This window comes from Oribacterium sp. NK2B42, from assembly GCF_000424445.1.
Classification (GTDB): Bacteria; Bacillota; Clostridia; order Lachnospirales; family Lachnospiraceae; genus Oribacterium.
Genome location: NZ_KE384187.1, coordinates 165,032 through 189,496, shown reverse-complemented (window position 1 = coordinate 189,496; position 24,465 = coordinate 165,032). Strand labels below are relative to the sequence as shown.

Below are 24,465 nucleotides of genomic sequence, written 5' to 3'. Positions count from 1 at the left end.
ATAACTGTACAGAAAGACTGCCAGGCTGAGACTGGTGCATATTCAGCTCCGCCTGATATGCCGGTATGGAAGTGCGTCCCTAGTTTCCAAGGTATTATCATTGCTCAGAATCACTTTACTTTACACTCTTCTGTCGTTCCGACCTGGGAAACGATTAGCTTTTTCTGGTCATCGGAAACCGACATAAGAGCACATATCAAAGAATCATCTTCAAGTTCGGCGAGATAAACCCCGTGTCCAAGAGGAGTCAATGTATATACCTCATTGTCGCCGCCATCATCATAGATTTGGGTTGCCGTGCCATAGGTTCCGTTTTTCAAGAGCTTTATCTTCCACGTGGAAAAAGAACCTACATAAGATTTATTCAGAGGTTCGGGATCAGAGTTTCTCTGAGCAACATCCTCATCCCATTTTCCATTATCACCGGCCCAGAAACCGTCGGATGCGTAGTTGTTGTTAATACGCGCACCGTCAGGACCTATGAAATAGCATTTGCCTTTGGACATTACCCAGGTATTTCTTACATACTTTCCCTTGGAATCCTTGTACATGAAAATATCATCTCCAAGGTCTTCAAATTCTCCGCCGGTCACGGCATAGGTTGTAGGGTCATAGTCGTCCACACCATCAGGAAGATTTTCGCTGCTTCCGGATTTTTTCTGGCTAATGGAGGAATCCCAGCTTCCGTCGCTCTTTACATAGTAACCATCCGGGGTATAGCCGTCGGTCATCATGTAACCTTCCTCGTCAATATAGTAATACTTACCCTTATCTTCTACCCAGACATCCTTAACAAGTCGACCGTTCTTCTCATAGATCCAGAGTCCGCTCTTCAGTTTGGACCACTGTCCGCCGCTTATTGTAGGTATGGTTTTGGTTGTTTCCTCTTCTGTTTCTGAAGCAGCACTTGATTTTTTCTTGGTGGAAACCACAACCTCTTCTTCAAAATCATCATCAGAGTCGGTTTTGGATTTATCGCTGTCATTGTCATCATCGAAGTCGTAGTACTTCATGGATTCCGAATCGTTTTCGTCGAATACCGGAACGTCATCGCGGCTTGATTTTCCTTTGCCGGTATTTTCAAGTTCCGGCTCCACATCTTCAGTCATCTTCTTTACATTGAAATCACCACAGACGGTAATTTCGGCACCATACATAGTGCCATGCATATAGTAGTAGCCGGCGATGAGCCTGTCGGATCCCTTTGTGCAGTAAGCACCGATGTGATCCAGCTTGATTTTCGCATCCTTATCGCCTTCGATGTCTCCTTCTGCATCTAAACTTGCATGGTAGTAACCGCCATTGATCTTGTTTACAAGAATGTCTTCTCTCTGTTGAGCAGTGAAATCTTCAGAGTTGTGGAAATCGCTGCTATCCATTCCCATTCCGCCCATGAAATCATACTCAAGTTCCCAGTCGCCATCATCATCTATGGTAAGAGTACAGGACAGAGGATTACTGAGGGCTTCTTTACGATTCTCTCCGAAATCAGAAGGAACTCCATCGATATCCTCGAATCCGTCAAGGGCTGTTAGTTGGATTTCACCTTCATATTCACCAATGAGATCATAGACTTTGGCATCATCCTTTACCTTTGCTCCCGACGGTATCTTTACGATGTCTTTATCATCTCCCGAGACATTGCCCGAAAGAACTTTCATGGCAGTGTCCAGGGCTTCCTGATCAGAATCCGAGAGTCCAGAGGAAGACCCGGCTGCAGCTGCAGTTGTCTCCTCGTAGCCGTTTATAACCGGAGAAGCATCATTTGTGGGTTCAGTATCAGACCCGGAAAGACTTACGGACTGGATACTTCCGTTGCTTTCAGGTACGACGTCTGTGCCCTTATTTTTCAGTAACAGAGCTGCCACCACTCCTATCACTACAAGCCCCAGGACTCCCGCACCGATAAATGCAACTTTGGGAATGCCTCTGGAATTCTTTCCGCCGCCGGGGTTTTGGGGTCCATTGAAAGATCCGTTGTTTGGATTGTAGGGGCCTCCGGGTGCAGGACCGTTGAAGCCATTCGGCTGGGGACCACCGTAACTGCCCTTGTTTGGGTTGTTAAAGTTTACATTCTGTTGAGGTGCACTGTTTCCAAATGTATTTCCGGATTGTGGAGATCCGTTAACGGAAGCATTGTAACTGCCTGTCTTTCCGTATGAAGGGAATGACCCCTGGGGCTGTCCTGAAGGACCGGAAGCATCTGTGGCTTGTGTGTTTGCCAAGTTTTGCGCAGGAGGTGTCGAATCAGCAGAGCCGTTTGCGATATCACCGAGATTTGCCCCGCAGGTGTCACAAAACATGGAATCATCAGGAAGCTCTGCACCGCACTTTGGACAAAATTTGCTCATATTCTGCTCCTTTCATTATTTCGTATTTATGGTCTCATCATAGCTATCTCAGCTTCGGTTCCGTCCTGCGCTGTCAGATGACCAATGGCGTACTGTTTTCCGTCAAGTTCATAAAAGTTATCGATGGTAATGTTTCCGGCATCGGTAACATATATACCCTCTCCGTATTCATAGCCGGTGAAGGTACTGTCTGCCATATTTTCTTCGTCCACTGTCTCACCATCTATACGGCTCATATACCAGTCCACGGTGAGAGTTACTCCTTTTGTAGTTACCTCCACATCGAAATTCACCAGTTCTTCCATGTAGGAGTTATATTTCTTCTCCACATCGTACACTATGAAGCCCTTCCAGCTGCCCTGATACTCAGAGGCATTAAGCCATCTTACGCCATCAGGTATTCCGTTCTGAAGTACACCGTCATCGTACCACCACTTGAACTCGGACATCTTCGGACGGTCAGTGGAGCTCAGATTGCTGTAGCGGCCTGTATCGGATTTGCTCTTATCGGACCCATCGGAAGTGATGCTGTTTCCGACAGAACTGTTACTGTTGGAGCTTCCGGAAGAACCGGAACTGCTGCTGTCTGAAGAACTCTTACCTGAAGAACTGCTGTTTTCAGAAGAAAGAGTTGTATCAGAGCTACTCTTTGAAGTTTCTGATGAAGCTCCGTTTCCCTTTGAACTCTTTCCGCTTCCTGAACCCGGTCCTCCCTTTGTAGTGTCACCGTCAGCAAGGTGAGAATATACAGGATCCGGATCTATTTCTGCCTCACTGTCAATGACTCTTCTGCGATAATTGTCAGGGCGGGTCAGTCCTACCATCATTTTACGTCCGTCCTTGGTGGTATAGTAACCATACCCATCCTGTCCGTCATGGGAATCACGGAATATTTCCATGTTAAGAATGCCATCGCCTTCTGCAACAAGTTTTCCGTTTTCAAAGGTTCCTTCAAGAACAGAATCAGGAATGCTGCTCTCATCCTCGTATTCTCCGGTTTCGCTTCCGAAGTAATCATAGGTCTCATACCAGTCAAGAGTTACTCTTACCTTATTTCCTCCCAAAGGATCGATACGCATATTCATTCTGTGATATATCTCATTATCTTGTTCGCGGCCAAAGAATACCCAGCCTCCGGCAAGGGCATCCAACTGGAAGATCTGCTTATTATCTGAGGTGGCTTTCAATATATCAAAAGGCTCGTTACAATCGTTGTCTTTAGGTCTCTTGTAGGTACTGTATTCTGCAGCTATGGCAGCAGGATCAGGGTATTCCATGACAGTCTCCGAACTTACGGAACTCACAGAAAGCCTCCAGGCTCCTAGAGGCGCTTTATCAGCCGCGGCCGATTCCGTGCTGTCAAAATACAGAACAGGAATTGACTCGGTCGAGGCAGGTATCTGGTAGAGAACATATAGTTTTTCTACTTCGCCTGCACCTAAAGATCTGTATCTTAATTTATCATAATAATCTGTATCCGATGTGTTTGGATAAATAGTATTTGGTATGTTTACCCTGTTCACATCGCCGAATTCTTTTCTTATGTTGGCTTCTCCTTTCCACTCACCAAGGAAGCCCGGCTTTTCGTTTTCATATACAATGTAAAAATTGCGGGCTGACGGAAGCTCTAGTTTCTGTGAGGATGTATTCTCGAAGGAAACATTAACCTTTACATACCTCCAGCTTCCGCCTTCGTAGTCCTGCTGGAAATGATCGTCCTGATCCCACCAGACAGCTTCTTTTACGGTCAGGATAAGGCCGTCACCCAGATCAATGCTTTCGCCGCCGGAAAGCAGGTTTCCCGTATAGGCACTGCCTCCGGAAGAAGTATTGCCGGCAGATGTTAAATCCTGGGAGGTTGAACCGGAAGTTCCGGAGTTTCCATTGCCCTTCTGCACGCTGACAGAATCAATACCGGATGAAGGTACACTTTCCACAGGCTCCTTTTTGCCGCCGGCAAAAAGCATGACTATTGCAGCGATCACCACCACAACACCTAAACCGATTAGAGGCAGCAGCTTAATGCTTACAACAGGCTTTGCACTGATAGTCGGTCTCATCCCGGAAGGAGGAGACATCTGCGGAGAACCCTTTGGGTTGAAATTCTGCTGAGGATTAAAACCTTGTTGAGGATTAACACCCTGCTGGGGATTGTAGCCTTGTTGGGGGTTCTTGCTCTGCTGTGAGTTAAAGCTTTGCCAAGATCCTGTCTGTGCAGGATTTCCCGGTGCAGGGTTTGGGTTATGCTGTCCTGAACTCGGGAAACTTCCTGTACCGCCGGAAGAGGCACCGGGTGCCGGTCCGGAAAATGTCCCGTCAGTACTCTGAGGCTGAGAAACCTCCTCCGAAGGCACGGAATCATCTTCATCCACATCCGTCGGTGTTCCGCATACATGGCAGAACTTCTCGGTATCATCCAGTTTTGCACCACATTTTTCGCAAAACATATCGCTTACCTCCATTAATAGTCATCCGATATCTTGACTCCTGAAATCTTTGCTTTGAAATTTGCATATGAAGATTTCATTTGTTCTTCACCCTCAAATTTCAACGAGTATTTTCCTGTTTTTTTATTTTTTTCGTTACTTATTTCGATTGTGCCTGTGGTATAAAGACCATATTCTTCCAAGTTATAGGTCTTTCCCTCCGAGTCTTCAAATTTCATGTAGGATTTACTTGTCTTCAGCTCAAGTTTATTCCGCTTATCATTTAATACACCATCAAAGTGTGTTATCTGCCCACCGGAGTCACATTCTATTTCGACTTTATAATTGTTGTAGGTAGGACGTATGATCCAGGTTGATTTTGACTGAAGGTTTTTATACTGATCTTCGGTGTTCTGATATTCATTTATATATTCTCTCATTGAATTGAGGGCTTCTTCAGAAGCCTGACCGCTCATGTATCCCACGGCCTGATTCATGACACCCACCATAGCATCCAGATTTCCGTAATTCATGTCACTCATGTCGGTCGTGACTTCCCAGGTTCCGTAAATTTCTTCGGGCTTTATGGTTATCATGACATTAATGAGCAGATCATCCGACTTCGGTATAGTAAAATCTACCGGTATATCAGGCATCATTGCCGAATCGTCTCCAATAAACATTATGCCATCAGGAGCCCCCATCTGGAGATAATGATATTTCGTACAGGCAAACACGATATCTGAATCTTTTATTGGATATGGCTGAAAGTCCGTTAATGTGTAATCGTTAATACTCCTGTTGGCAGGTTTAAACTGAGGGCCTGTTATATATTCACGTTCTGCAGTCTTCGGATTCTTCATGTAAAACCAGATATAATGCTCATTAAAATAGTCCATTTTGGATTTCTCGTCGCTGAATCTGGAATAGCTTGATTTATCAAAGGTAAGCTTCTTTTTTCCTTCCCTGCCGGCATTCAAGGCCTCGTCTTCAACGTGGAATAACATGTACCGGTTCATATCAGGAACAACTTCTTTCTGAAGGTGATTAAGAAACTCAACCTGCATTTTCTCATAATCATCCCATAGTACCGTTTGGAGAAATTTGTCTGCTCGCTCATGAAGCCAATCCGAGTGGACCTTTATATAATGCTCCTTATCTTTTTCTGATATTCCTTTATAATCAAGAGCTTTCGGATTATAGGCGGTTGCGCTTGCCTGAGCCGCACCACCATATATCCGGTTTTTACAGCTGTCATACCATTTTTTCTGTTCTTCAAAACTCAGATTAAAAAAATGATTAAAATACCCTTCAAACAGGGAGGCTATATCCTCCATCATTTTTTCCGGATCAGAGGTTTTAGAACTGCGAATGATATCAAGAAGTGCTTCGTTAAATTTTTGGGTGTTTCTTATGGTGAGACCACTATAACCATTGACAGTTACGGGAACTTTCTCGAGATACAGCTGGTACATATGCATATAGGGATCAACTTCTGTATTAGGAAGAGATTGGCCGACAATAAAGTTGATAGCGCTGTAAGCACTTGCAAGAACGCACATGATGGTGATTGCTTTTGCAAGAACCGGTAAGGCAATTACAGATTTCATTCCAAGAACAGTAGCGTAATTCATAGCTCGACTAAAAAAGGAGGTTCCGAGACTACTGTACATCCATCTGGCTATCAGTTTTCTTCCCATCCACTTGGTTATAGCAGGAGAATAATTTAAAGATACACTTGTTGCTCCTACTGCAAGGTCTACGCTATTATCCTTTAATGCGTTATAAAAAGAACGCCCATTGAAATACTGGTAAAAAACCTTGCATAATACGAGACCCAAACCGATTTTGTTCATAGTTGGATCTTTCCAGTCTAACTTTTTCTGGAGGGCCGATGCAGGTGTCCAAGTATCAACATTTAGCACTTTAGACATGCCACTGATTGCAGAATCAACTCCGTAAAGATCCGAAACATATCCTACATTTCCGGATTCCCCTGGCGGATCATATAAAAAGTGACTTAAATCCTGATTGGCACTGAAATATCCCTTGACACTGGACGCCGTAACTTTTACAGGATTAATTGCGTTATCAGATTTATCGGAATACTGATTACCTATTTGCGTTGCTCTTATCTCAATAAAAGGCGTATTACCGTTTTTGCCTTTTGTGTAATAATTGTCCTCGTTTTCCTTTCTTTCGGCTACATTAGTAAAATGATCAAGATAAACATCATAGCAGGTCCCGTCTTCACTATACTCAAAGGGAGCCGACTCCCAACGACCTAATTCCGGATCGAACCACACTACATCGCATTCCTGGTTTTCAGATGCGGTTCTTGGAATGCGTATATGATTTGATGTCATGAACTCATGGATTCCGGAAGACATGGAGAAATCATAGGCAACTATTTCTGTGCCTGTTTCACTGTCCGTACGAACCGGTAGTTCTCTGACCATCAGAGTGTCATCTGTTTCTGTCAGATTCCAGTCCCAGAAATCCACAGTTACCTGACCTCTGGAGGTTGATACTTCAGCATGGGTTGAATCCTGATTAACGGTTGCTGTAAGAGGAGTCACTGCTTCTATTTCAGATTCGCTGTAACGTATAGGAATAAGGGCTACAGCTCCTGGAGAGTTTTCCTGGGTAAGCAGGATATCACCCCTATCCTCTATCCAGTCATCTTCTGATGCAGTTAACAGGACGCTTTGGGGGGTTCCGTTGTTGTTATTATTTTCGGTTCCGGTTTTTGATCCTTTTCCTGAGGATTTTTTAACTGTTCCGGTTTTGCCTGTATCGTTGGAAGTTGTGGAGTTTCCCTCAGGATTGCCGGAAAAAAGTCTGTATTGAAGATACGTCCTTACGAACCCGGGTTTTACAAGAGTCACACAAAGTATGGCCGCAACAAGAACAAAGGCTATTACAGGTTTAATGGACTTCCTTTGCGGCATATGCCTGTAGACATTATTATCACCGGAATGACTGACGCCGGAATTTCCTCCAGGGGCATAGTTTCCCCGGCTATTGACGGGACTGTTGACATTAGCCGGGTCGGGAGTCTGAACCTTTTTCTTTTTTGTTTTGAAGCCACAGTAATTACAGAATTCTGCACCGGCACGGATCTTTTTGCCGCAGCTTTTGCAGAATTTTGTGTCTTCCTGCGAAGAAGGCTGGATCTTCACCGGATTTACAGAGTTAATGTTTCCATCGGCCGTTGCATTCGCAGTGCTAATGTTTTCGCCGGTCTCCGCTTTCGCAGTATCAGGGCTCTTGACGGTATCTGCACCTTCAGTAACTTGTTTTCCACATTTTCTGCAGAATACAGAGGTTTCTTTAAGTTTGTTTCCACAAAATCGGCAAAATCGGTCCATAGTATTACCTCTCGAAGGGGATCATATCAATACGGGACGGGAAAAGTTACCTTTTTATTTTTGCATTGGGACAATGGGAGGCTATAAAGTTAAAAACAAATTCGTACTGATGAGGGTAAGCATAAATGTGGTTATGCTGAAGCACATTGTTTACCTTTATGAGATCCTGCCTTCTTGAGGCAATGACCTTTTTCACATCTTTGTACTCGGATTCCATCTCATCTCTCGCACCCATGGAAAGACCTACGGCTGAGGGACTATCACTCAGCATTCCCATAACGAAAAGGAGGGTTCTCATTTTCTTACTCTGATCCTTTTCGGCAGGAGTCTGAAGGTGCTGTACGGAGGTTTCATCCATTGTATGTACAACAGTATATTTTCCGCCCTTTATGGCAACGATTATGAAGTAGGCGATGATGCCAAGTACCACCATCAATCCGCCTATTCCGAAGGTTACTATCAGAAGGGTCTTAATTGCTTCTTCAAAATCACCATCCACTATGATCATCATAAGTGCCATCATTAGTCCTACTCCGAAACAAATTCCGAAGAAGAGTTTGATGATCAAAAAAAGAATTACGGGATTGGTGATCATGTTAAGCTCGTACTGCCAGTGGAAGGCACCGTTACTGTCGCGGAAGATACCTTCAGGAAGTGAAGGATCCTGAATCAGCACAGGCTCACCGTTTGATGCGGTGGAATTTTCTGTGTATTGGTTTCCCATCGAGGAATTGCCGGAAGGCATATTTGTATACTGTCCCTGGGAACCTCCCATGTACTGGTTCTCCATGGAAGGATTTCCGGAAGGCATTCCGGTATACTGCCCCTGGGAGCCTCCAAATGACACACCATTTGTGCCGGTATTTCCCATTGGCTGCTGATTTGCATTGTACTGCCCCTGAGCTGCCCCAAAGGTTGTGCCGGTGTTTTGAAGGTTTGGATTTGGCTGGACTCCGGATGTGTCCGGTCTCATCTTTACAGGAGTACCGCAGTTAGGACAGAAGCTTGAATCATCAGGTATATTGTTACCGCAATTTGTACAGAACATATCGTTACCTCATCTTCTATTAACGCTATTATTGATTCTGAATATCCAACACAGGTGTGTATCTAATCAGCATATATATTTCGTCACTTGCTTATCGCGTCTTCATCGTCATCAAAACCACTCATTTTTTCGGAAACACTCTTTTTTTTGGAGTCACTCTTTTTTTCGGATACAGTCTTATTCTCTGAGTCACTTTTCTTTTGAGCCTTTGTATTTGCTACGCCGGTTTTGTTTGGTCCGGCTGTATTGCCTGTTCCTGTTCCTTCAGCCTTGCCACCCTGAGCACCGGCGCCCAGCAACATACGCTCCTCCCAGTTTTTGGCATAGGCTGTTTCCTTGTATACAAATGAAAGATCAATGGCATCTTTACTGTCAGCCTTATAGGTTGTTGTCACACCATTTACACATACATTTATTTCATCGCCGGATGGCATAACAGACAATGTTGATTCAGGCAGCCAGTATCTGTTTTCATAGATCATAAAGGTATTATTACCACTTAAATCCATTTTGTAGGATTCTGTTTCTGTTCCCTCGGAGGTTTTGGTCTTTACCTTTACCGTACAGAAAGAGTACTTATCCTGATCATCGTGGTAGTCGAAGGTATAGCTTACATCGCCGTTGGAATAAGTTACACCCTGTCCGGGTCTTGCCTCCTTCAGCCAAACCTCTTTTTCCGGATCATATGCACCATCTTCTCCCACATACAGTCCCCAGCTTGTGTACATATTGCTTTCCAGGCGATGCTGTGCTCCACAGAAATAATATTTTCCGCCGTCTTCCACCCATTCAAGTACGGCATCATAGCCACTATTTTTATGGAATACCCAGGAGCCGTCAGTATACTCTTCCCAGGTACCGTCTTTGCCGGCATGGTAGCACTGTTCCTTCATATAGTTTTCAATATATTCCCTTGAATCGCCGTCTTTGAAGGCAAATGCAGAGAATGCCGTGAAAACCATAAACATTAACGATAAGCTTAACAGAGCAGGTATTTTAGTCTTTCCTGCCACAGCACAACGGGTTTTATTGGTGGTAGAATCCATGCTCTTTCCGTATAAATTAAATATTTTCATCGTTACCCCTTTCCTGCTAAAACCGGCATCCATGGATACCAAAGATACTCATTGAAAGATAATCACAAAAACACTTATCTAACATTTTCATCAACATTTTTAAGCGTTGTTATAAGAATCCTCAAGATGCGCCTCCGCATACTCCTCAAAGGCCGCCTGCCAAATTTGGTATGCGGAATTATTCTGATGAACATACTTGTCGCTGCAATACTGCTTTGCCAGACATCCGTCACTGTCGCAGAGCCTTGAGGCTACATCTATATATCCCCAACCGTTTTGGGCTGCCAGTTCTGCCATCTCTGCGTTCAGCGCCCGGATGTTGGCATTGTTGAGGACCTTTTTTTCGGATCCCTTATACATAGGTGTTGTACTCACTATAGTGATCTTTATATCGGGAATCTCCTGCTGTACCCTTGCGATATACTTAAGATACTGTGCCACTGTGTTGTCGACGCCTGAACCCAGATCATTAAGGCCAAAAAAGGTATAAGCATGTTTTATCCCCATAAGCCTCATGGAATCCCAGGCATACATCTGCGCTCCCTGGAATCTGGGATTATAGGAACTCGACATAAAGGCATTGTGAACCGAATAACTTACCTTCGTAAGGAACTTAAGATTTTGGAATATCGGAAATGCAGGATTTCTCATGGCATATAAGTTAAAGCCCTCTGCCACCGAATCTCCCACAAGAACAGAATCCTTAAAAAATTCTCCTATCTGAAGGGCGTGAAGAGCTTCATTCTGAAGCCTTAACTGTTCTTCAATCCACGCTTTGTTCTCAAGTTCCCAAAGAAGTTCCTCTTCTGTTTTAAAATAGTCTGCCGGTACTGTCGAACCAATATTGGTTTGCGACATATCAGCCGAATCTATAGCGGAGGTTTCCGTCTCCTCTACGGTCTCGGTTATTCCCTTAGCTACCTCCGTCGTTTCCACAACTGTATCTGCTGTTTCCTTAGATGTCTCCGTTGTTTCTGCGAAGGAGACAGTGGTTTCAGCAAGTACTCCCGTTGTTTCTGCAACAGAAGAATTAGTATCAGTAAGGATTCCAGTTGTACCCAAATCAGAGACATTGGCTTCCGCAAGGATTCCGATTGTTTCCGATTCCGAATCGGAGTTATCGGAAAATGCTTTTTGCAAAATATCGTTAGCAGCCGGAACTGTAGGATATGTTTCCAGGTTCAATTCAAAAATCCCCTGCGTATCTGCATATGAAGAAAATACCGGCGCTATGGATAATGCAGTAATTAACATTACCGTTGTAGCTTTTCTTTTATTAATAGCTCTCGTAATAACTCGTGGATCAGGTATCATTCAACAACCTCTCTGTTTCTATTAAGCTAATTGATCATCACTTCGAATCACTTCTTCCAGCCATGGCTGAACCTGCAGCTGAGGCTCCGATACTTACATTTTCCATTAAATTTGATACACCAAGGTGTTTATTAACACCTTCCATCTGTGAAAAAGCATTATGAAAAGCAGATTCAGTGTTATGTCCCATTTGGGCAAATGCCCTGTTTGCCCTGACGAAGCTGGCATCTCCTGTCTTTACTCTATTGCAGACTCCCATTATAGTGTGGAATTCTGAATTAAGCCCGGAACTACCGCTTACCGTTATAGCTCCGATACCCTTGTTGGTCACAAGTCCACCGGCCTTGGATGCTGCGCGGTAGGCATCATTCATATTGGCGACACTATCGATGAGAACTCGTTCTGCATCTCCTGCGGCCGCCTTACCTTTTAAGATATCATCAAGTTTTGTAGCAAGCTTTGCTGCTTCCTCTTTTGTTGGAACGAGTTGTTTGATTGTTTCTGCACTCTTTTCATACATGGAATAGGTCTTATACATCTCTGCATTTTTGAATTTCTGAATAGATTCCGGTTTAAGCTGTGCATTTCTGTAATATCTATCCAGTATCTTTTCAACTTCAGGCAGTCTTTCGGCATCCGATGGCTGACAGGCGTGAAGCTGCAGGGATTCTGCGTATTCCTTTGCTTCGCCAAGGCTCTTAAAGTTAAACCCTGCTTTTTTACAGCCGGTTTTATACAGTGCATCCTCAGCGATAGACTGTGGAAGCTCTATAAGTTTCTTTCCATCCTTACTCCTGTATATAAATGTCACATCCAGGTCATGACCGATGGTGAATCCTTCCTCAAGTGCCTTGCTGGTATTTCCAGAAACACTCTTTATCTGGATATCATCCAGGCTGCAGCCCAGCATATCCGCAATGTACTGTCTTGATTCCTTCTTAAGTGGCTCATAGAAGAACTTATCCCTGTATTTTGTGAACAGCTTCCTATAAATATCCGCCTGGCCCGGGTTCTCACGTATAAACTGCTCGATTGCGTACTTATTTCTGCACATCTTTACGATGTTTTCACGCAGAGCTCCCTCGGCAAGTGATGAATTTCCTGAAAGCCTGTAGTTATCAATGGCAGCCTTGAGACCCTTAAGAAGATCCGAGCCTTCTTTGTTGCCGGCCTTTAGTGCAAGCTCTTCAAGTTTTTCAAGCTGTGTAAGGTCACCGGAAATATTCTTCAGGATATCGTCTGCAGCGTTCTTACCCTGTAATATAGCCTTCTCCATTGCTTCTTCAGCTGCGGCAGCATTACCCTTCAGACTTCTTGGATCGCAGTCATCAACTCTTTCGGCCATTTCATCAAAATATTTACCGACCTCTTTTATTTCGTTCTTCAAGGATTTCGGAAGTATAGAAATCTTTGAAAGTGGTTTTAACGTATATCTTGCTATTACAGGTACAACTTTTTTAGCTGCCTGGGTGACTCCGGTTTTATTACCTAACCATACAGCACCTGCTGTGCCATATTTTAATCCGGCTCCTATTACTGCATTTAACACCAGTGGTTTAACCCCTGCCCAGAGCTTTCCCCAGGTAGTCTGTTCTCTTGGCAGGTTCTCATCCGTATATTCAACACCGGACTTTATTATATCAAGAGGAGTCAGTATTATTTCAGAAGCACCTGCTGTTCCTACAGCCAGTGCAATGCGCGCACATATTATAGGGAAACTGTCCAGTGCCTTTGCCCGGAACGCAATTTCATGGATAAGACCATCTCTCTTCTTATCCGCCCTGTAATTATCCCTTTCGGCAATTGCTTCAAGCCTCTGCTGACGAAAACCAAGGGCCTCATTGAAGGCACCAAGTACCTGTGCCACCTTTATGGCATCATATCCATATAAATCACTGTAGTATTTCCTCATGAGATAGGCTTCGGCATATAGTTCAGCCAGTTCCTCGAACCAGTTATTATGGATTATCATATCCGTCATTCTGTCCAGCTTTTCTGAGATTTCGCGATCGTTCTGATACTCCTTGGTGCGCATATCCTCATTCTGGTACTTACGAAGAGGCTGGGAACGCATGAGAACAGGTTTCTCGCAGATGTAGGTCTTCTTTTCTTCCCCTTCACCGTAATCCCAGGTAGCTTTAATATTCATCCTGAGACGGACAGGCGGTTCAAGCCAGCCCTTTTCGCAATAGAATATAACTTCGGAATAACCCTCTTCGACTTTCATAAGTCTTGTTTTCATTCCCAGTGCATCTATACGTTCCTTGGAAATATCATCATTCAGTATAGGTGTAAGTTCGAATTTCGGATTTGCCGGAAGCTGCACTATACGTTTCTGCTTATCATCGAAGAGTATAAGCATGGTCCTTGCCACAGTGGTAGCTGCCTCAAAGTCATTCATACTGAGATCTGCTATCTTCTTTCCTTCTGCCGACTTCTTCGGCACACGATAGCAGTTAAGTGCGGGCATGGCAAATGTAAGTCCCAGACCAACACGGCTTACCGGGAATCTCTCTTCCACGGAAAGTTCATTGTCAGAAACAGTGACTATCAGGAAGGATTCGGCAACAGTACCTGCTTCCTGGTCCTTGGTACAGATATCTGAAAGGACTGCCCAGAAGGTTTCCGGATCATTTTCACTGGGAACCAGCTGTGCATCGTAGGGCGAGCCTTCCGACATACGGATTTCTATATTACAGTTTTCCGGATTGAATCCCACCAGGGTAAACGGAAGTTCTGCAGGATCTTTACACTTAGCCGGCCATGCCAGATTTTCCTGATAGAAATGTATGGCAGGCTCTTCCAAGAAGAAACGAACATTTTCGGTAAAGCTGTTTCCTTCATAGTTGAACCTGAAAGCGATTATGCATTCTGTCTCCTGAGATTTAGGTGCAAATGCTCTTGCCGCACGATAACCCTCGGTCATACCGGCGTCCTCAATCTCTATACCTGCACTTCCTGCATATATCTGAATGTTTGCAGAAAGGTCTTCTCTGGTTTTCTCATGTCCCTCAGGTGTTACTTCAATGATGCGGGCATAAACATAAACCGGCGCTCCCTGCTTTCGTATGGTGTTGCCAAAGTTCTTATTTACAGCCAGTTTAAATGTAGACTTCTTCTTATCCTTCTTTTTCTTTTTGCCTGATGCAGCACCAGCAGCCCCGGCTGCGGCGACACCTCCGGCTGCAGTCACAAATATGGCTGCAGGGATATTGGTTCCCTCATCTTCTCCGGGAGTATTCTTGGCATCTTTAAATACTTCATCATGAATTTTGTCAATTAAACTGTCATCATCTCCTACCGTAAGATCGGAGCCGCCGGGAACAGGGATTTCCTGTCCCGCACCGCTGTCAGGATTCACGTTTTCATAAGCTTCCCACTGGTAGATATAGCTTATCGTCATGGATCCGGAGTTACTATTTACTTTGAGAACCATATAACTCTGATTTTCAGAATCCGGACCGTAATAGGAAGCGTCCTCAACTTCAACGGAAACCTTTTTGGTGTTGGAATGAGCTTCTTTGCTGGAGCGAACTGTATCTTCCCCTTTCTCATATTCAAGCCATGTATGATTACTTGAAGAATGGCTCTTGGCTTCATCCAAAGACTTGGCGGACGTATAGGATACGTACGCACCTATAGATGTGTCCATGGTCCAGGATTTATCATCAAAATCACATTCTACCGTAGTATATACACCGTTTGCTGTCAGAGTCAGCTCCATCAGATCTCCGGCGTAGTAAGTATCCCTGGGTTCTGTATAGGTGCAGGTCGAAGTAGCGGAAAATCCTGCGGGAACCATAAGCTGTCCAAATGTCGCAGAGTAAAGCGACTGAATGGCTGTATAATTCGTTGAGAAGCTTCCGGGAGATACCTTATGGATATATCTGGTCATGGCACTTCCTACATCATTGGGATCCTTAACTTCCCAGTCCTTACTGCCGTAGTTATTCCAGGTGGACAGGACAATCCTTGCGCCTTCTGTTTGTGTATCCTTCAGATTCCAGCGACACTTTACCTGCGGAGTGGTGTCAATCCATTTATAGGTATAGGTCACCTTTCCGCCGGTGCAGGAGATTTCAATCTCCATCTTATCCCCTTCTTCTTTGCCGGCTCTTAAATTACAGGAAAACTTTTCTGAATAAGTTTCGGAACCTTCTTCACCAACATTGTAATAGGAAGATCCCTCCGAATCGCGAAAATAATCACTGGATCGGTTATCGAAAATAATCTTGGCATTAAAGTTGCCCGGTGAAAAGTACGTAGCTCCTTCAGTGTTGTCTTTACATGAAAGGGTAACATCCAAACTAACTGTATCCTCGCCTCCGTATTTGGATTCAGGAGTTGTCCAGGAGGAAACAATCGTGCGCTTTGTACCTTTTTTGATTCCATATATTTCTTCGTCGTAGACCATGGTGACTTTAACACCGCCATATTCCACTTCGCTGTCTACATTTACTTCTTCGTAAACATCGATGTTTCCCGAAGTATCTTCCTTTTCTGCTCCCGTGAAAAGCCAGTAGCCGGTCTTCTCTTCTGCATGAGCCTGTCCTGAAGGAAAGATAACAAACAGGCAGCAAAGGATGAGGAGCACGATAGAGAATGATTTCGATCTCATATAGTCCGAGCCTCCTTCCCGCGAATTGTAAAATTAAGGACGATACCAACTATGAAAATGGGAATTCCGATCATGCATGAAATGAATCCGAAAGGCAGTAAAGAAAGCGGTATGGCAAGCGCTGATCCCAGGCCTATACCTGAAATAAAGGCATTAGCCTTTGATACGTTGGTGATTCGATTATTACCGAGCTTTCTTGACATAATTGACCGTGCCATTCCAAAGATAAAGCCGTTTTGTGATCCGAGAGCCTGAAGTGCCAGGATTGCCCCGGTTATTGCGACCATAGTGTCTCCGAAGCCGGCATTGGCAACAAAGAAATTGTAGAGAATGAGACTCAGGCCTGCTCCGGTAAGGATTGCGCCGATGTTCGGGGTTTCATTGAAGCAGTTAAACCACTTCTTCATGCCTTCGCCTATATCTTTACCTCCGTCTATAAGAGCAAAGAGACCTGAAGCTACGACCACTTTTCCAAAGAAACCGCCCAGGATGCCAAGGGCACCATCTCCCAAGCCTCCCTGCGCAAAAATGATCCAGGACAGTGCATTAGTAAAAACTCCGCCTATACCCAGCTGCTTCATAACTATAAGGATCATCCAGACAAATGAAAGGACTGCCGAAAAAGTGAGAGCTTTTGGATCTTTGAATACGTTGATGATTCCCTTGAAAAAGCCGGAAACACCTGTGAAAAACTGAGTGAAGGGATCAAGCACAGCTTTTGCTTCATCCGCAAAGCCGAGGGCACTCTGAAGCTGAGGCAGCTGCATAGCTGTCTCTCCTGCTCTGTCTGCAGCATCCGCGAACATAGGCTGAATCATTCCCTGGACGTTCTGGGTGAACTGCTGCTGTGCCTGCTGTACATACCGGGCCGCTTCATTTTGAATTGTATTTTGTTTAGGCTGGGCATAGTGAGCCGCTTCATTCTGAATGTTGCTCTGTTGAGGCTGGGAATAGTTAACTGCAGCAGTTTGCCCATAGTTCTGTTCCGTCACCTTTGTACCGCACTTCTTACAGAACACTGCGCCCACTTTTAAAGAATACCCACAATTTCTGCATTGTATTTTTGGCGGCTGCACCTGCTTCTGAACAGGTTGACTGCTTTGGATAGACACAACCTTGGTTCCGCACTTCTTACAAAACATTGCATCTTTTCCCAAAGGACTACCACATTTTCTGCAAAATCCTGCCATCAGTTCTCTCCTTGCTTTTGAAACATTCATCCTAAGATGCTGTAAGACTTAAGTTCAACCTATATATCATGCCCTATGAAACTCAGTGATCTTTTTTAGAATGACAACTACGATGCTTATGGCGACTATTACAAGAATAATGCCTAAAACACTGAAACGTATGAGTCCCAAAAAGGATAAAAAGCCTATGATGAAAACTGAAACAAATATTATTGTTGCAATGAGAGGTAAAGTCTCTGCAATTGGTGAAACCTTATTCGGTGCATCAGGTCTCGTGCTTCCGCCGTTGTTCATTGTCTGATTTGGTTGATTTGGGTGATTAGTCATAGCAGCACCGCACTTCTCGCAAAACAAACGTTATTGTCACCACCGCCGCTTTCCTGTGACGGAATTGAACTATTTCCTGTGTCACTGCCTCCTACTGCACCGCTGCAAGCTGAAAGCAGCATAGAGAGCACCAACAGAAGCAATATAGCTTTCGATTGTTTCTTTTTCATAGCTTTTCCCCCTGATACAGTCGATGTTTTTTCAAAACGGATCTCCTGGCAAGTTTCATCAACAGCAACTTTCAGTTTTAAAAAGCTGTATAAATATAATATGCCAGGACCAATCAAGGAACAATAGTGGACAACTTTCTTTCATTGAATTTTTGTTGTCCATATGCTATGCTGTACTCATCTCATGATACAGGGGAAGATTACCACATCATGCTTTCAGAAAGAATTAACGCATTATTCACACTGCTTGGATGTAATAATACCGACATTGCCCGTTACGCCGGCTGCTCATCCGGCAACATCTCCAAGCTAAAGACCGGAGATCGGGAGCCGAAACCCACAAGCCGCTCGATTGCGTCTTTTGTGAACGGCGTTTACGAATACGCGGACTACGAAAACATGCTGCCTACGCTGCAGGAGCTTTGCCGAAGTCCGGATACCACCCGGGATGCGCTGCTTCCCGCGCTGATTTCATGGCTCTACGAAATAGATGAAATCGTGTTGCCTGCGCATGCATCCACGCCAAAGAGCAAGAGGCTGCTGACCCTGCGGCGGCAGACCTTCGGAGAGCGTCTGGACCGCGCCGTAATCCTGCTTGGCCTTTCCAACAGACAGCTCTCCGGGATTCTGAATATCGACGTCTCCCTGATCAGTCGGTACCGCAGCGGCATATATTCCCCCCACGGAAACAACAGACTTGCTGAAAAGCTGTCCGACGCTCTGGTATCCCGTGCGGAAAGGATCGGCAAAACGACGGATCTTGCCGCCCTTTGCGGGTCGGAAGCAGAACAACTTAGTGCAGATACGGTATCTTCATGGCTCTATGATTTCACTCCAGAGGAGGACAACGCAGCGATCGCGCAGGTGCTCCTGCGTTCGCTTGACGAGTTTACCCCTCACAAGAGTCTGCCAGGAACTGTCCCGAAGGTGCCCGAGACGACGGACGTGACCCTCTATTACGGGATGGAGGGGCTTCGCAGCGCCGTGATACGCTTTCTGACCGATGCCGCCCAAGAGAACGAGGAACTGCTATTATACTCCGACGAGCCCATGGATTGGATGACCGGTGATCGAGCTTATTTTGCGCTGTGGGCATCTCTGATGGCAAAGTGCGTCAGCAGCGGCGTGCGGATCAAGATTATTCACAACGTAGAGCGTGTGGGCATAGAGATGATCAATGCCATTCGAGGATGGCTACCGCTCTATATTTCCGGCAGGATCGAGCCTTTCGTGTTTCGAAGCGTCAGAAACAATCGGTTTTACCATACAGTTTTTCTGCGCTCCGGCGGCGCGTGCATTCACGGCTTTTTCCCTGCGCAAGGGGGTGACAGCCGCTGGTATGAGTATATTACGGATAAAAAACGCTTGGACTTGTTGGAGCGGGAGTATAACTCCATGCTCTCCGACGCCTCGCCGTTTTTAAAGGTGTTTAGCGGCGCGGACGGTGAGGGGTATCGTTCTTACTGCATAGAACAACAGGGGACGAGGACATTCCTGCTTTCCGAGTTTCCCGTGTTCACCATGCCGGAGGAACTGCTCACGCGGATTCTCGACCGTGTTCAAATGGCAGAACCCCTCAGAGGCACTGTGCTTGACCTGTATAAGGGGATGCACAGCCGGTTCCGGGACTTGCTGCGGCAGGGTGCAGTCAACCTGATACTCTGTCCTGCAGGAGCTGGTATCGAGAAGAGCAGGCGACTCAATTTCGCGTTGGACTTGGTGAATCTTTCGATTGACTATACGAATGACGAATACGCTCAGCATATTTCTGCTGTCATGGATCTTGTAAAGAGCGAAAAGAACTTTCATCTGACGCTGCTGCCCGAATCGCCGTTCCAGGAAATCCAGATTGCCATGCCTGGGGACGCGGTATCCGTGCTTCGCTGTAAAGAACCATATACCGCATTTGTGTTCTTAAATTCAACGCTGACTAAATTGGTTTCCGATTACCTTTCCGAGTTGATCGGGAACTATGCCGCTGACAGACACTCGACATTGGAGGCATTGGACAAGCTGCGACACCTGAGTGGAAGATGATTTCTCTCAATGAGCGCCGCAAATAGGTGCCTGTCACTGTGAACTTCAGATAGACTATCGCAAATAGGTGCCTGTCACTGTGAACTTTTGTTCACAGTGACAGGCACCTATGGGGTCGGGGCAACTATTTTTGGATTTGAAAACAGCTTGTCAATAATCTCGTCTAGAGAGTCCGAGTAATGTTACCTCCGTAACTATTTGTTTTTATGACTCCTGCCACTATATCCATTGCACAAATAATGAAAATTTATCTTTATGTTGTCAAAAATATAGAAATAATTTTTATTATTATAGCATTTGCCGAATAATTTTTTTATGAAAATTGTATAAACATAAATAAGCGATAAAAAGCACGATTCTCCGTATCGTTGTACCAATAACCGGAATCTAAATGATATAACAGTTTTAAATTAAAGTCGAAATTGGGAAAAAAAGAAACGGAAACAAAAGAGGAGTAATAAATTCTACCCTTTGTCTCCGTTATTTTTATGAGGCTATTCTTCTTAGATACCACTACTTATGCTTCCAATACAGATTTCGAACATTCATCCTCAATTGCGGTTCTTACAAAATCGTTCAGTGATATATTCCTCTTTCTTGCATATATTACTGCCATTTTATGGAGCTTTGAGGGTATTCTCACATTAAACTGCCCTTTATATTCTTTTTCAGGCTCTTTTCCAAACTCCCTGCACATCTCCAGATAATTGTCTACAGACTGATGAAACATTTTCTCAAGTTCTTCTACGGATGATCCGTGAAATGCCAGTGTATCATTAAGTCCGATGACTTCACCGATAAATAGTTTATCTTCATCAGAATATTTTATGTCTGCATGGTATCCATTATATTCCATCATTTCATCAGTCCTCCTTATACTCTCCGATTTCCTTTAAAAACTGTCGGGTCATCTTTACCTGGTATGGATAAAGCTCATTTTCAGGATGCGGTTCATCAAAGGCCAAAATTCGCCCCGTTGCTTCATGATAGAACCTAATTCCAGAACCTCTCCCGCCTTGTCCTTTTAAACAGCCGCACTGAGACATCAGCGAATTCAATTCCTGCTTTGTGAAATTTCTTGGCAACTTCTTCTGGAACAGTTTCTTTAAAAGCTTGTCTTTTGATGGCATAACGCGCCACTCCTTTGGTACTAAATTTCAGTTACATAGTATAGTATTTTTTTCTTTAAGTCAATAAAAGGCGAAACCAAAGATCCCGTATATGACGATGAATATAAAGAGGCCGGTCAGAAATCTGATGGAATGCATTATACATGGGAATGCACCGAATATTATAAGCACATTTTCCGAATCCCCAAGGACTATGACGGACTCACCATGGTATTCATGAAGGAAAATCCCGAAGAGCTTGCCAAGGCCGAACATGACAGTACTGCCGAGTACATATATGACAGAGCAGGTTATGATGTCTTTGATAAGGATCTTTACTATGGTACGGAAGTGAATGCTGATGACTTCTATTTCATAAAGATATGTGACTACATAAAGAAATAAAAAGTCGAAGCACGATTCCCCGATTGTTTTAGAAAAGAGGATAACGATATGATGAGAAAACTTGTTGCAGGCTTTGCTGCTGCATCTATGATCGTCACGATGTATGCAGGCTTGGGCTATAGTTCAGATAAAGGCGCCGTGGTTGTCGAGCCGGTTGTTTTGAAAAAATCAGCATTGAACAATCTGCTCCCAAAGGATGCAAAAAAGAATAGTGATACTGTTACGGAACTTGATGTGATCATATACATGGAAATATTTTTTATAATTATAGCATTTACCGAATATTTTTTTATGAAAATTGTATAAACATAAATAAGCAATAAAAAGCACGATTCTCCAAATTGGGGAATCGTGCTTTTTTCTCTGCTCTTCTATAATTAGTTATGTCTATTAAATGGATGATATATACTTAGCAATTTGGTCGACCACATCCTCCGCAGTTTCTATCTGACGTACTGTTTCTTCTTTGGAGGCAATATAAAAATCATCATAATCACTCGCATGTCGTATCTCTTCGGCTTTTGCTATTTTTCGTCCCATATCCTTCGGGAAAACCTCAGTTCTAACATAGTCTTTATTAAAATTGCCCAAGGCATCCTTATGACGTTTATATGATTTTCCATCCAAAGCATGGACCGCAGAAACAGCATGGTATATTGCATAGTACGCTCTATTATTCGCACCTTTATAATCTTCATTTTCCAAAAGCAATTTGGCCGACTTTAAATCTGTCTTTGCGGTATCCAGTCTATATTTGGCAAGATCTTCTTTGGTTCCAATCTCTTCATGCTGCATATAGTGTCACTCCCTCTTTTTTAATGTTGGAAAAGAAAGGATAATTCTTTTCCCACTTTTGAAATAGTGCAACTGTATGTACCAAGGGTTCTATATCCAAATCATGTTCCATATTAAAATCATATGTCATATCAGATAGACTATCGCCATATCTTTTGACTTCCGTCTCGGAAATATCCAAAAGTATCATAATGTCAATATCAGAATCTCCATTGTAATCGCCTCTGGCATAAGACCCAAAGAGAATAACAGAACGCAAAGAATCACCATATATATCCTTCAAATTTAAAACATATTGATTTAATAATGTATTTATCTCTCTCAGCATATCTATCACCCAAATCGTTCCAACAGGTAATCTCGATTCAATGATAACTTATATACATAAAAGCATCAATGCAACCCTCCATTAATTCTTTAAATAATTATTCGTTCCAGACCATTTTGTTATAAGACTTAAGTTCAACCTATATAACATCCAACATGAAAACATTTGACCTGAACGACAACATACCTTGTATCTTATTTCGACACGGAGATAATTCTGTATAAGACATTAATGATTTACACGTTTTTTTATGACAAAAATTCCTTAAATCAACAGCAGCCGGTTTTATAAACGGATTTTCTGTCGATATATAAAATATAGTGGTCTTGGGAAAGGATTCCCGATTAATCAGGTGCGGAGGGATATATCGTGAAAAAGAAACAAAATAAGTCAAGTTCAAAGAGGATAAAGAATATAGTCAGTGCAGCTCTGTTGGCATCTATATGCCTCTCTCTTACAGCTTTTACTCCTGCAGAATCAAAGAATACAGTTCTGGCATCAAAAATGACTTCCAAATCAAAGGAAGGTTCAACTGCATGGGACAATCTGCTCCCAAAGGATGCAAAAAAGAATAGTGATACTGTTACGGAACTTGATGTGATCATATGCGAATACGGGCAGGATACGAAGAACTGGTTCCTGGGCTCCGGTATGAAGGGGTCAAACTTTGTGAAGAAATTCGAAGAGGAAAATCCGAATATCAAACTGAACCTGGAGGTAGTTTCCTGGAGTGATGTCTATGACGAGGTGGACAAACGCATTAAAAACGGTAATGCTCCGGATATCCTGAACCTTGACGTCTATAGTGATTACGCTGAGGATGGACTGCTCCTTCCGGTTAAGGATTATTGCCCGACGAAACTCTATAGTGATTTCTTCAGTCCATTCCTTGATCAGTCTGAAATCGACGGTAAGGTTTGGGCGCTTCCGGATCTGGCTTCTTCCCGTGCGCTATACTGTAATGCTGACATCTTTAAGGAAGTGGGTATAGACTACCCGACCACCTGGGATGAACTTGAAGATGCCTGTGAAGAAATAAAGAAATACTACAAAGGAAAAGTTTATCCCTGGGGCATCGATATGACAACCGACGAAGGTCAGGCTGCATTCTCCTACTATACTTGGGGAAATGGCGGTGGTTTTGTGGATGATAAGGGAAAGTGGGCGGTTAACTCTTCTGAAAATGTTGAGGCCCTGGAGTTCGCCATCGGACTGGTGGATAAGGGTTACACCAATCCTAAGCCTGCCACAGAGACCCGTTACGACCTTCAGGATATGTTTGCAGAAGGAAAGCTTGCAATGTTGATCGGACCCAATCAGCTTCCGGCTTACGTAGAGAAAAAGGGCGGAAACATTAAGATGGTTCCTGTTCCCATTCCGGCCGCAAAGGGAAAAACCTCATCCTCCATCGGTGTTATGGACAGGATTATGGCATTTAGGGATGATGATGCTTCCGATCAGGACGCAAGAAATGAAGCTATCGGCGAATTCATGACATTCTTCTTTGCACCCGAGAACTATACAGCCTGGGTTGAAATGGAGGGATTCCTTCCGGTAGTGAAATCCGGTGTGAAATATATGGCAAAGTATGATACCAACTTCGGGGCATGGCTCGATATCCTTAATAACTGCAAGTTCTATCCCACTGAAAAAGCTGAGTGGGCACAGGCCAAGAAGGACATCATCGCTGCCGAACAGAATGCCCTGAACGGAAACGATGTGAAGAAGGAACTGGATAAGGTACAGAAAAAACTGAACTAAAACCTAACACAGACTAAAGCGCCGCTCCCCGTCTTGCAGTAAGGAAGCGGCGCTTTGATTTTCCCTGAATTTGATAAAATGATATTTCAATCAAGCTTAGGTCACGAAATAGCCTCATTTGTAATGGCTGTGTTCTTAT

At 44.0% G+C, this 24,465-nt stretch carries 17 protein-coding genes; 4 read left to right on the top strand and 13 right to left on the bottom strand.

Features of this window, described 5'->3' with window-relative positions; all coding sequences use genetic code 11:
- Window positions 1–110: 110 nt before the first annotated feature.
- The 9 genes from G625_RS0115555 to G625_RS22595 form a co-directional block, all read right to left on the bottom strand.
- Window positions 111–2,351 (bottom strand): zinc-ribbon domain-containing protein, encoded by a 2,241-nt coding sequence (locus G625_RS0115555; RefSeq protein ID WP_029201831.1) that lies wholly within the window; start codon window positions 2,349–2,351, stop codon window positions 111–113.
- A 26-nt stretch (window positions 2,352–2,377) separates the two neighbouring features.
- Window positions 2,378–4,798: a zinc-ribbon domain-containing protein gene (locus G625_RS20390; protein WP_198014923.1), complete on the bottom strand. Its 2,421-nt coding sequence runs from the start codon at window positions 4,796–4,798 to the stop codon at window positions 2,378–2,380.
- Between the two features lie 14 nt (window positions 4,799–4,812).
- Window positions 4,813–8,148, bottom strand: a complete 3,336-nt coding sequence (locus G625_RS0115545; protein WP_029201830.1) for a zinc ribbon domain-containing protein — start codon at window positions 8,146–8,148, stop codon at window positions 4,813–4,815.
- Window positions 8,149–8,194: 46 nt separating this feature from the next.
- Window positions 8,195–9,196, bottom strand: a complete 1,002-nt coding sequence (locus tag G625_RS0115540; RefSeq protein WP_029201829.1) for a zinc ribbon domain-containing protein — start codon at window positions 9,194–9,196, stop codon at window positions 8,195–8,197.
- Window positions 9,197–9,279: 83 nt separating this feature from the next.
- On the bottom strand, window positions 9,280–10,272 hold the full coding sequence (locus G625_RS0115535; protein ID WP_029201828.1) for a hypothetical protein: 993 nt from the start codon (window positions 10,270–10,272) through the stop codon (window positions 9,280–9,282).
- Window positions 10,273–10,371: 99 nt separating this feature from the next.
- Complete coding sequence (locus G625_RS0115530; RefSeq protein ID WP_044933094.1) at window positions 10,372–11,457, bottom strand: GDSL-type esterase/lipase family protein; 1,086 nt, start codon at window positions 11,455–11,457, stop codon at window positions 10,372–10,374.
- A gap of 166 nt (window positions 11,458–11,623) precedes the next feature.
- Window positions 11,624–16,204 (bottom strand): hypothetical protein, encoded by a 4,581-nt coding sequence (locus tag G625_RS0115525; protein WP_029201826.1) that lies wholly within the window; start codon window positions 16,202–16,204, stop codon window positions 11,624–11,626.
- Window positions 16,201–17,394 (bottom strand): zinc-ribbon domain-containing protein, encoded by a 1,194-nt coding sequence (locus tag G625_RS21610; RefSeq protein ID WP_029201825.1) that lies wholly within the window; start codon window positions 17,392–17,394, stop codon window positions 16,201–16,203. Before G625_RS21610 ends, G625_RS0115525 begins: the two co-directional genes overlap by 4 nt.
- Window positions 17,395–17,717: 323 nt before the next feature.
- Window positions 17,718–17,891, bottom strand: coding sequence for a hypothetical protein (locus G625_RS22595; RefSeq protein WP_156885159.1), 174 nt, complete (start codon window positions 17,889–17,891; stop codon window positions 17,718–17,720).
- A gap of 210 nt (window positions 17,892–18,101) precedes the next feature.
- Here G625_RS22595 and G625_RS0115505 point away from each other — a divergent pair, with 210 nt between their 5' ends.
- On the top strand, window positions 18,102–19,928 hold the full coding sequence (locus tag G625_RS0115505) for a helix-turn-helix domain-containing protein (protein ID WP_029201823.1): 1,827 nt from the start codon (window positions 18,102–18,104) through the stop codon (window positions 19,926–19,928).
- Window positions 19,929–20,445: 517 nt separating this feature from the next.
- Here G625_RS0115505 and G625_RS20380 read toward each other — a convergent pair.
- Together G625_RS20380 and G625_RS0115495 are read right to left on the bottom strand one after the other, a co-directional pair.
- Complete coding sequence (locus G625_RS20380) at window positions 20,446–20,787, bottom strand: type II toxin-antitoxin system HicB family antitoxin (protein WP_044933091.1); 342 nt, start codon at window positions 20,785–20,787, stop codon at window positions 20,446–20,448.
- Between the two features lie 4 nt (window positions 20,788–20,791).
- Window positions 20,792–21,058 (bottom strand): type II toxin-antitoxin system HicA family toxin, encoded by a 267-nt coding sequence (locus tag G625_RS0115495; protein ID WP_029201822.1) that lies wholly within the window; start codon window positions 21,056–21,058, stop codon window positions 20,792–20,794.
- Between the two features lie 132 nt (window positions 21,059–21,190).
- On the opposite strand from G625_RS0115495, the gene G625_RS0115490 reads away from it, so the two are divergent.
- Together G625_RS0115490 and G625_RS0115485 are read left to right on the top strand one after the other, a co-directional pair.
- Window positions 21,191–21,442: a hypothetical protein gene (locus G625_RS0115490; protein ID WP_029201821.1), complete on the top strand. Its 252-nt coding sequence runs from the start codon at window positions 21,191–21,193 to the stop codon at window positions 21,440–21,442.
- A 48-nt stretch (window positions 21,443–21,490) separates the two neighbouring features.
- Window positions 21,491–21,748 (top strand): hypothetical protein, encoded by a 258-nt coding sequence (locus tag G625_RS0115485; RefSeq protein ID WP_029201820.1) that lies wholly within the window; start codon window positions 21,491–21,493, stop codon window positions 21,746–21,748.
- Between the two features lie 84 nt (window positions 21,749–21,832).
- Here the strand turns inward: G625_RS0115485 and G625_RS0115480 are convergent, their stop codons facing one another.
- Together G625_RS0115480 and G625_RS0115475 are read right to left on the bottom strand one after the other, a co-directional pair.
- Window positions 21,833–22,237 carry a HEPN domain-containing protein gene (locus tag G625_RS0115480; RefSeq protein ID WP_029201819.1) on the bottom strand — a complete coding sequence of 135 codons (405 nt, stop codon included), beginning with the start codon at window positions 22,235–22,237 and terminating at the stop codon, window positions 21,833–21,835.
- Window positions 22,227–22,565, bottom strand: coding sequence for a nucleotidyltransferase domain-containing protein (locus G625_RS0115475; protein ID WP_029201818.1), 339 nt, complete (start codon window positions 22,563–22,565; stop codon window positions 22,227–22,229). Before G625_RS0115475 ends, G625_RS0115480 begins: the two co-directional genes overlap by 11 nt.
- A gap of 369 nt (window positions 22,566–22,934) precedes the next feature.
- Between G625_RS0115475 and G625_RS20375 the strand changes: the two genes are divergently transcribed.
- Window positions 22,935–24,326: an ABC transporter substrate-binding protein gene (locus G625_RS20375; RefSeq protein WP_049895947.1), complete on the top strand. Its 1,392-nt coding sequence runs from the start codon at window positions 22,935–22,937 to the stop codon at window positions 24,324–24,326.
- The last annotated feature ends 139 nt before the right edge of the window (window positions 24,327–24,465 follow it).

Coding starts and splice junctions, on each gene's coding strand:
- G625_RS0115540 (WP_029201829.1), bottom strand. CDS start 9,196: ATGTTCTGTACAAATTGCGGTAACAATATACCTGATGATTCAAGCTTC.
- G625_RS0115505 (WP_029201823.1), top strand. CDS start 18,102: ATGCTTTCAGAAAGAATTAACGCATTATTCACACTGCTTGGATGTAAT.
- G625_RS20390 (WP_198014923.1), bottom strand. CDS start 4,798: ATGTTTTGCGAAAAATGTGGTGCAAAACTGGATGATACCGAGAAGTTC.
- G625_RS0115475 (WP_029201818.1), bottom strand. CDS start 22,565: ATGCTGAGAGAGATAAATACATTATTAAATCAATATGTTTTAAATTTG.
- G625_RS0115490 (WP_029201821.1), top strand. CDS start 21,191: ATGCATTATACATGGGAATGCACCGAATATTATAAGCACATTTTCCGA.
- G625_RS21610 (WP_029201825.1), bottom strand. CDS start 17,394: ATGGCAGGATTTTGCAGAAAATGTGGTAGTCCTTTGGGAAAAGATGCA.
- G625_RS0115535 (WP_029201828.1), bottom strand. CDS start 10,272: ATGAAAATATTTAATTTATACGGAAAGAGCATGGATTCTACCACCAAT.
- G625_RS0115525 (WP_029201826.1), bottom strand. CDS start 16,204: ATGAGATCGAAATCATTCTCTATCGTGCTCCTCATCCTTTGCTGCCTG.
- G625_RS0115480 (WP_029201819.1), bottom strand. CDS start 22,237: ATGCAGCATGAAGAGATTGGAACCAAAGAAGATCTTGCCAAATATAGA.
- G625_RS0115555 (WP_029201831.1), bottom strand. CDS start 2,351: ATGAGCAAATTTTGTCCAAAGTGCGGTGCAGAGCTTCCTGATGATTCC.
- G625_RS0115545 (WP_029201830.1), bottom strand. CDS start 8,148: ATGGACCGATTTTGCCGATTTTGTGGAAACAAACTTAAAGAAACCTCT.
- G625_RS0115485 (WP_029201820.1), top strand. CDS start 21,491: ATGATGAGAAAACTTGTTGCAGGCTTTGCTGCTGCATCTATGATCGTC.
- G625_RS0115495 (WP_029201822.1), bottom strand. CDS start 21,058: ATGCCATCAAAAGACAAGCTTTTAAAGAAACTGTTCCAGAAGAAGTTG.
- G625_RS22595 (WP_156885159.1), bottom strand. CDS start 17,891: ATGAAAAAGAAACAATCGAAAGCTATATTGCTTCTGTTGGTGCTCTCT.
- G625_RS20380 (WP_044933091.1), bottom strand. CDS start 20,787: ATGATGGAATATAATGGATACCATGCAGACATAAAATATTCTGATGAA.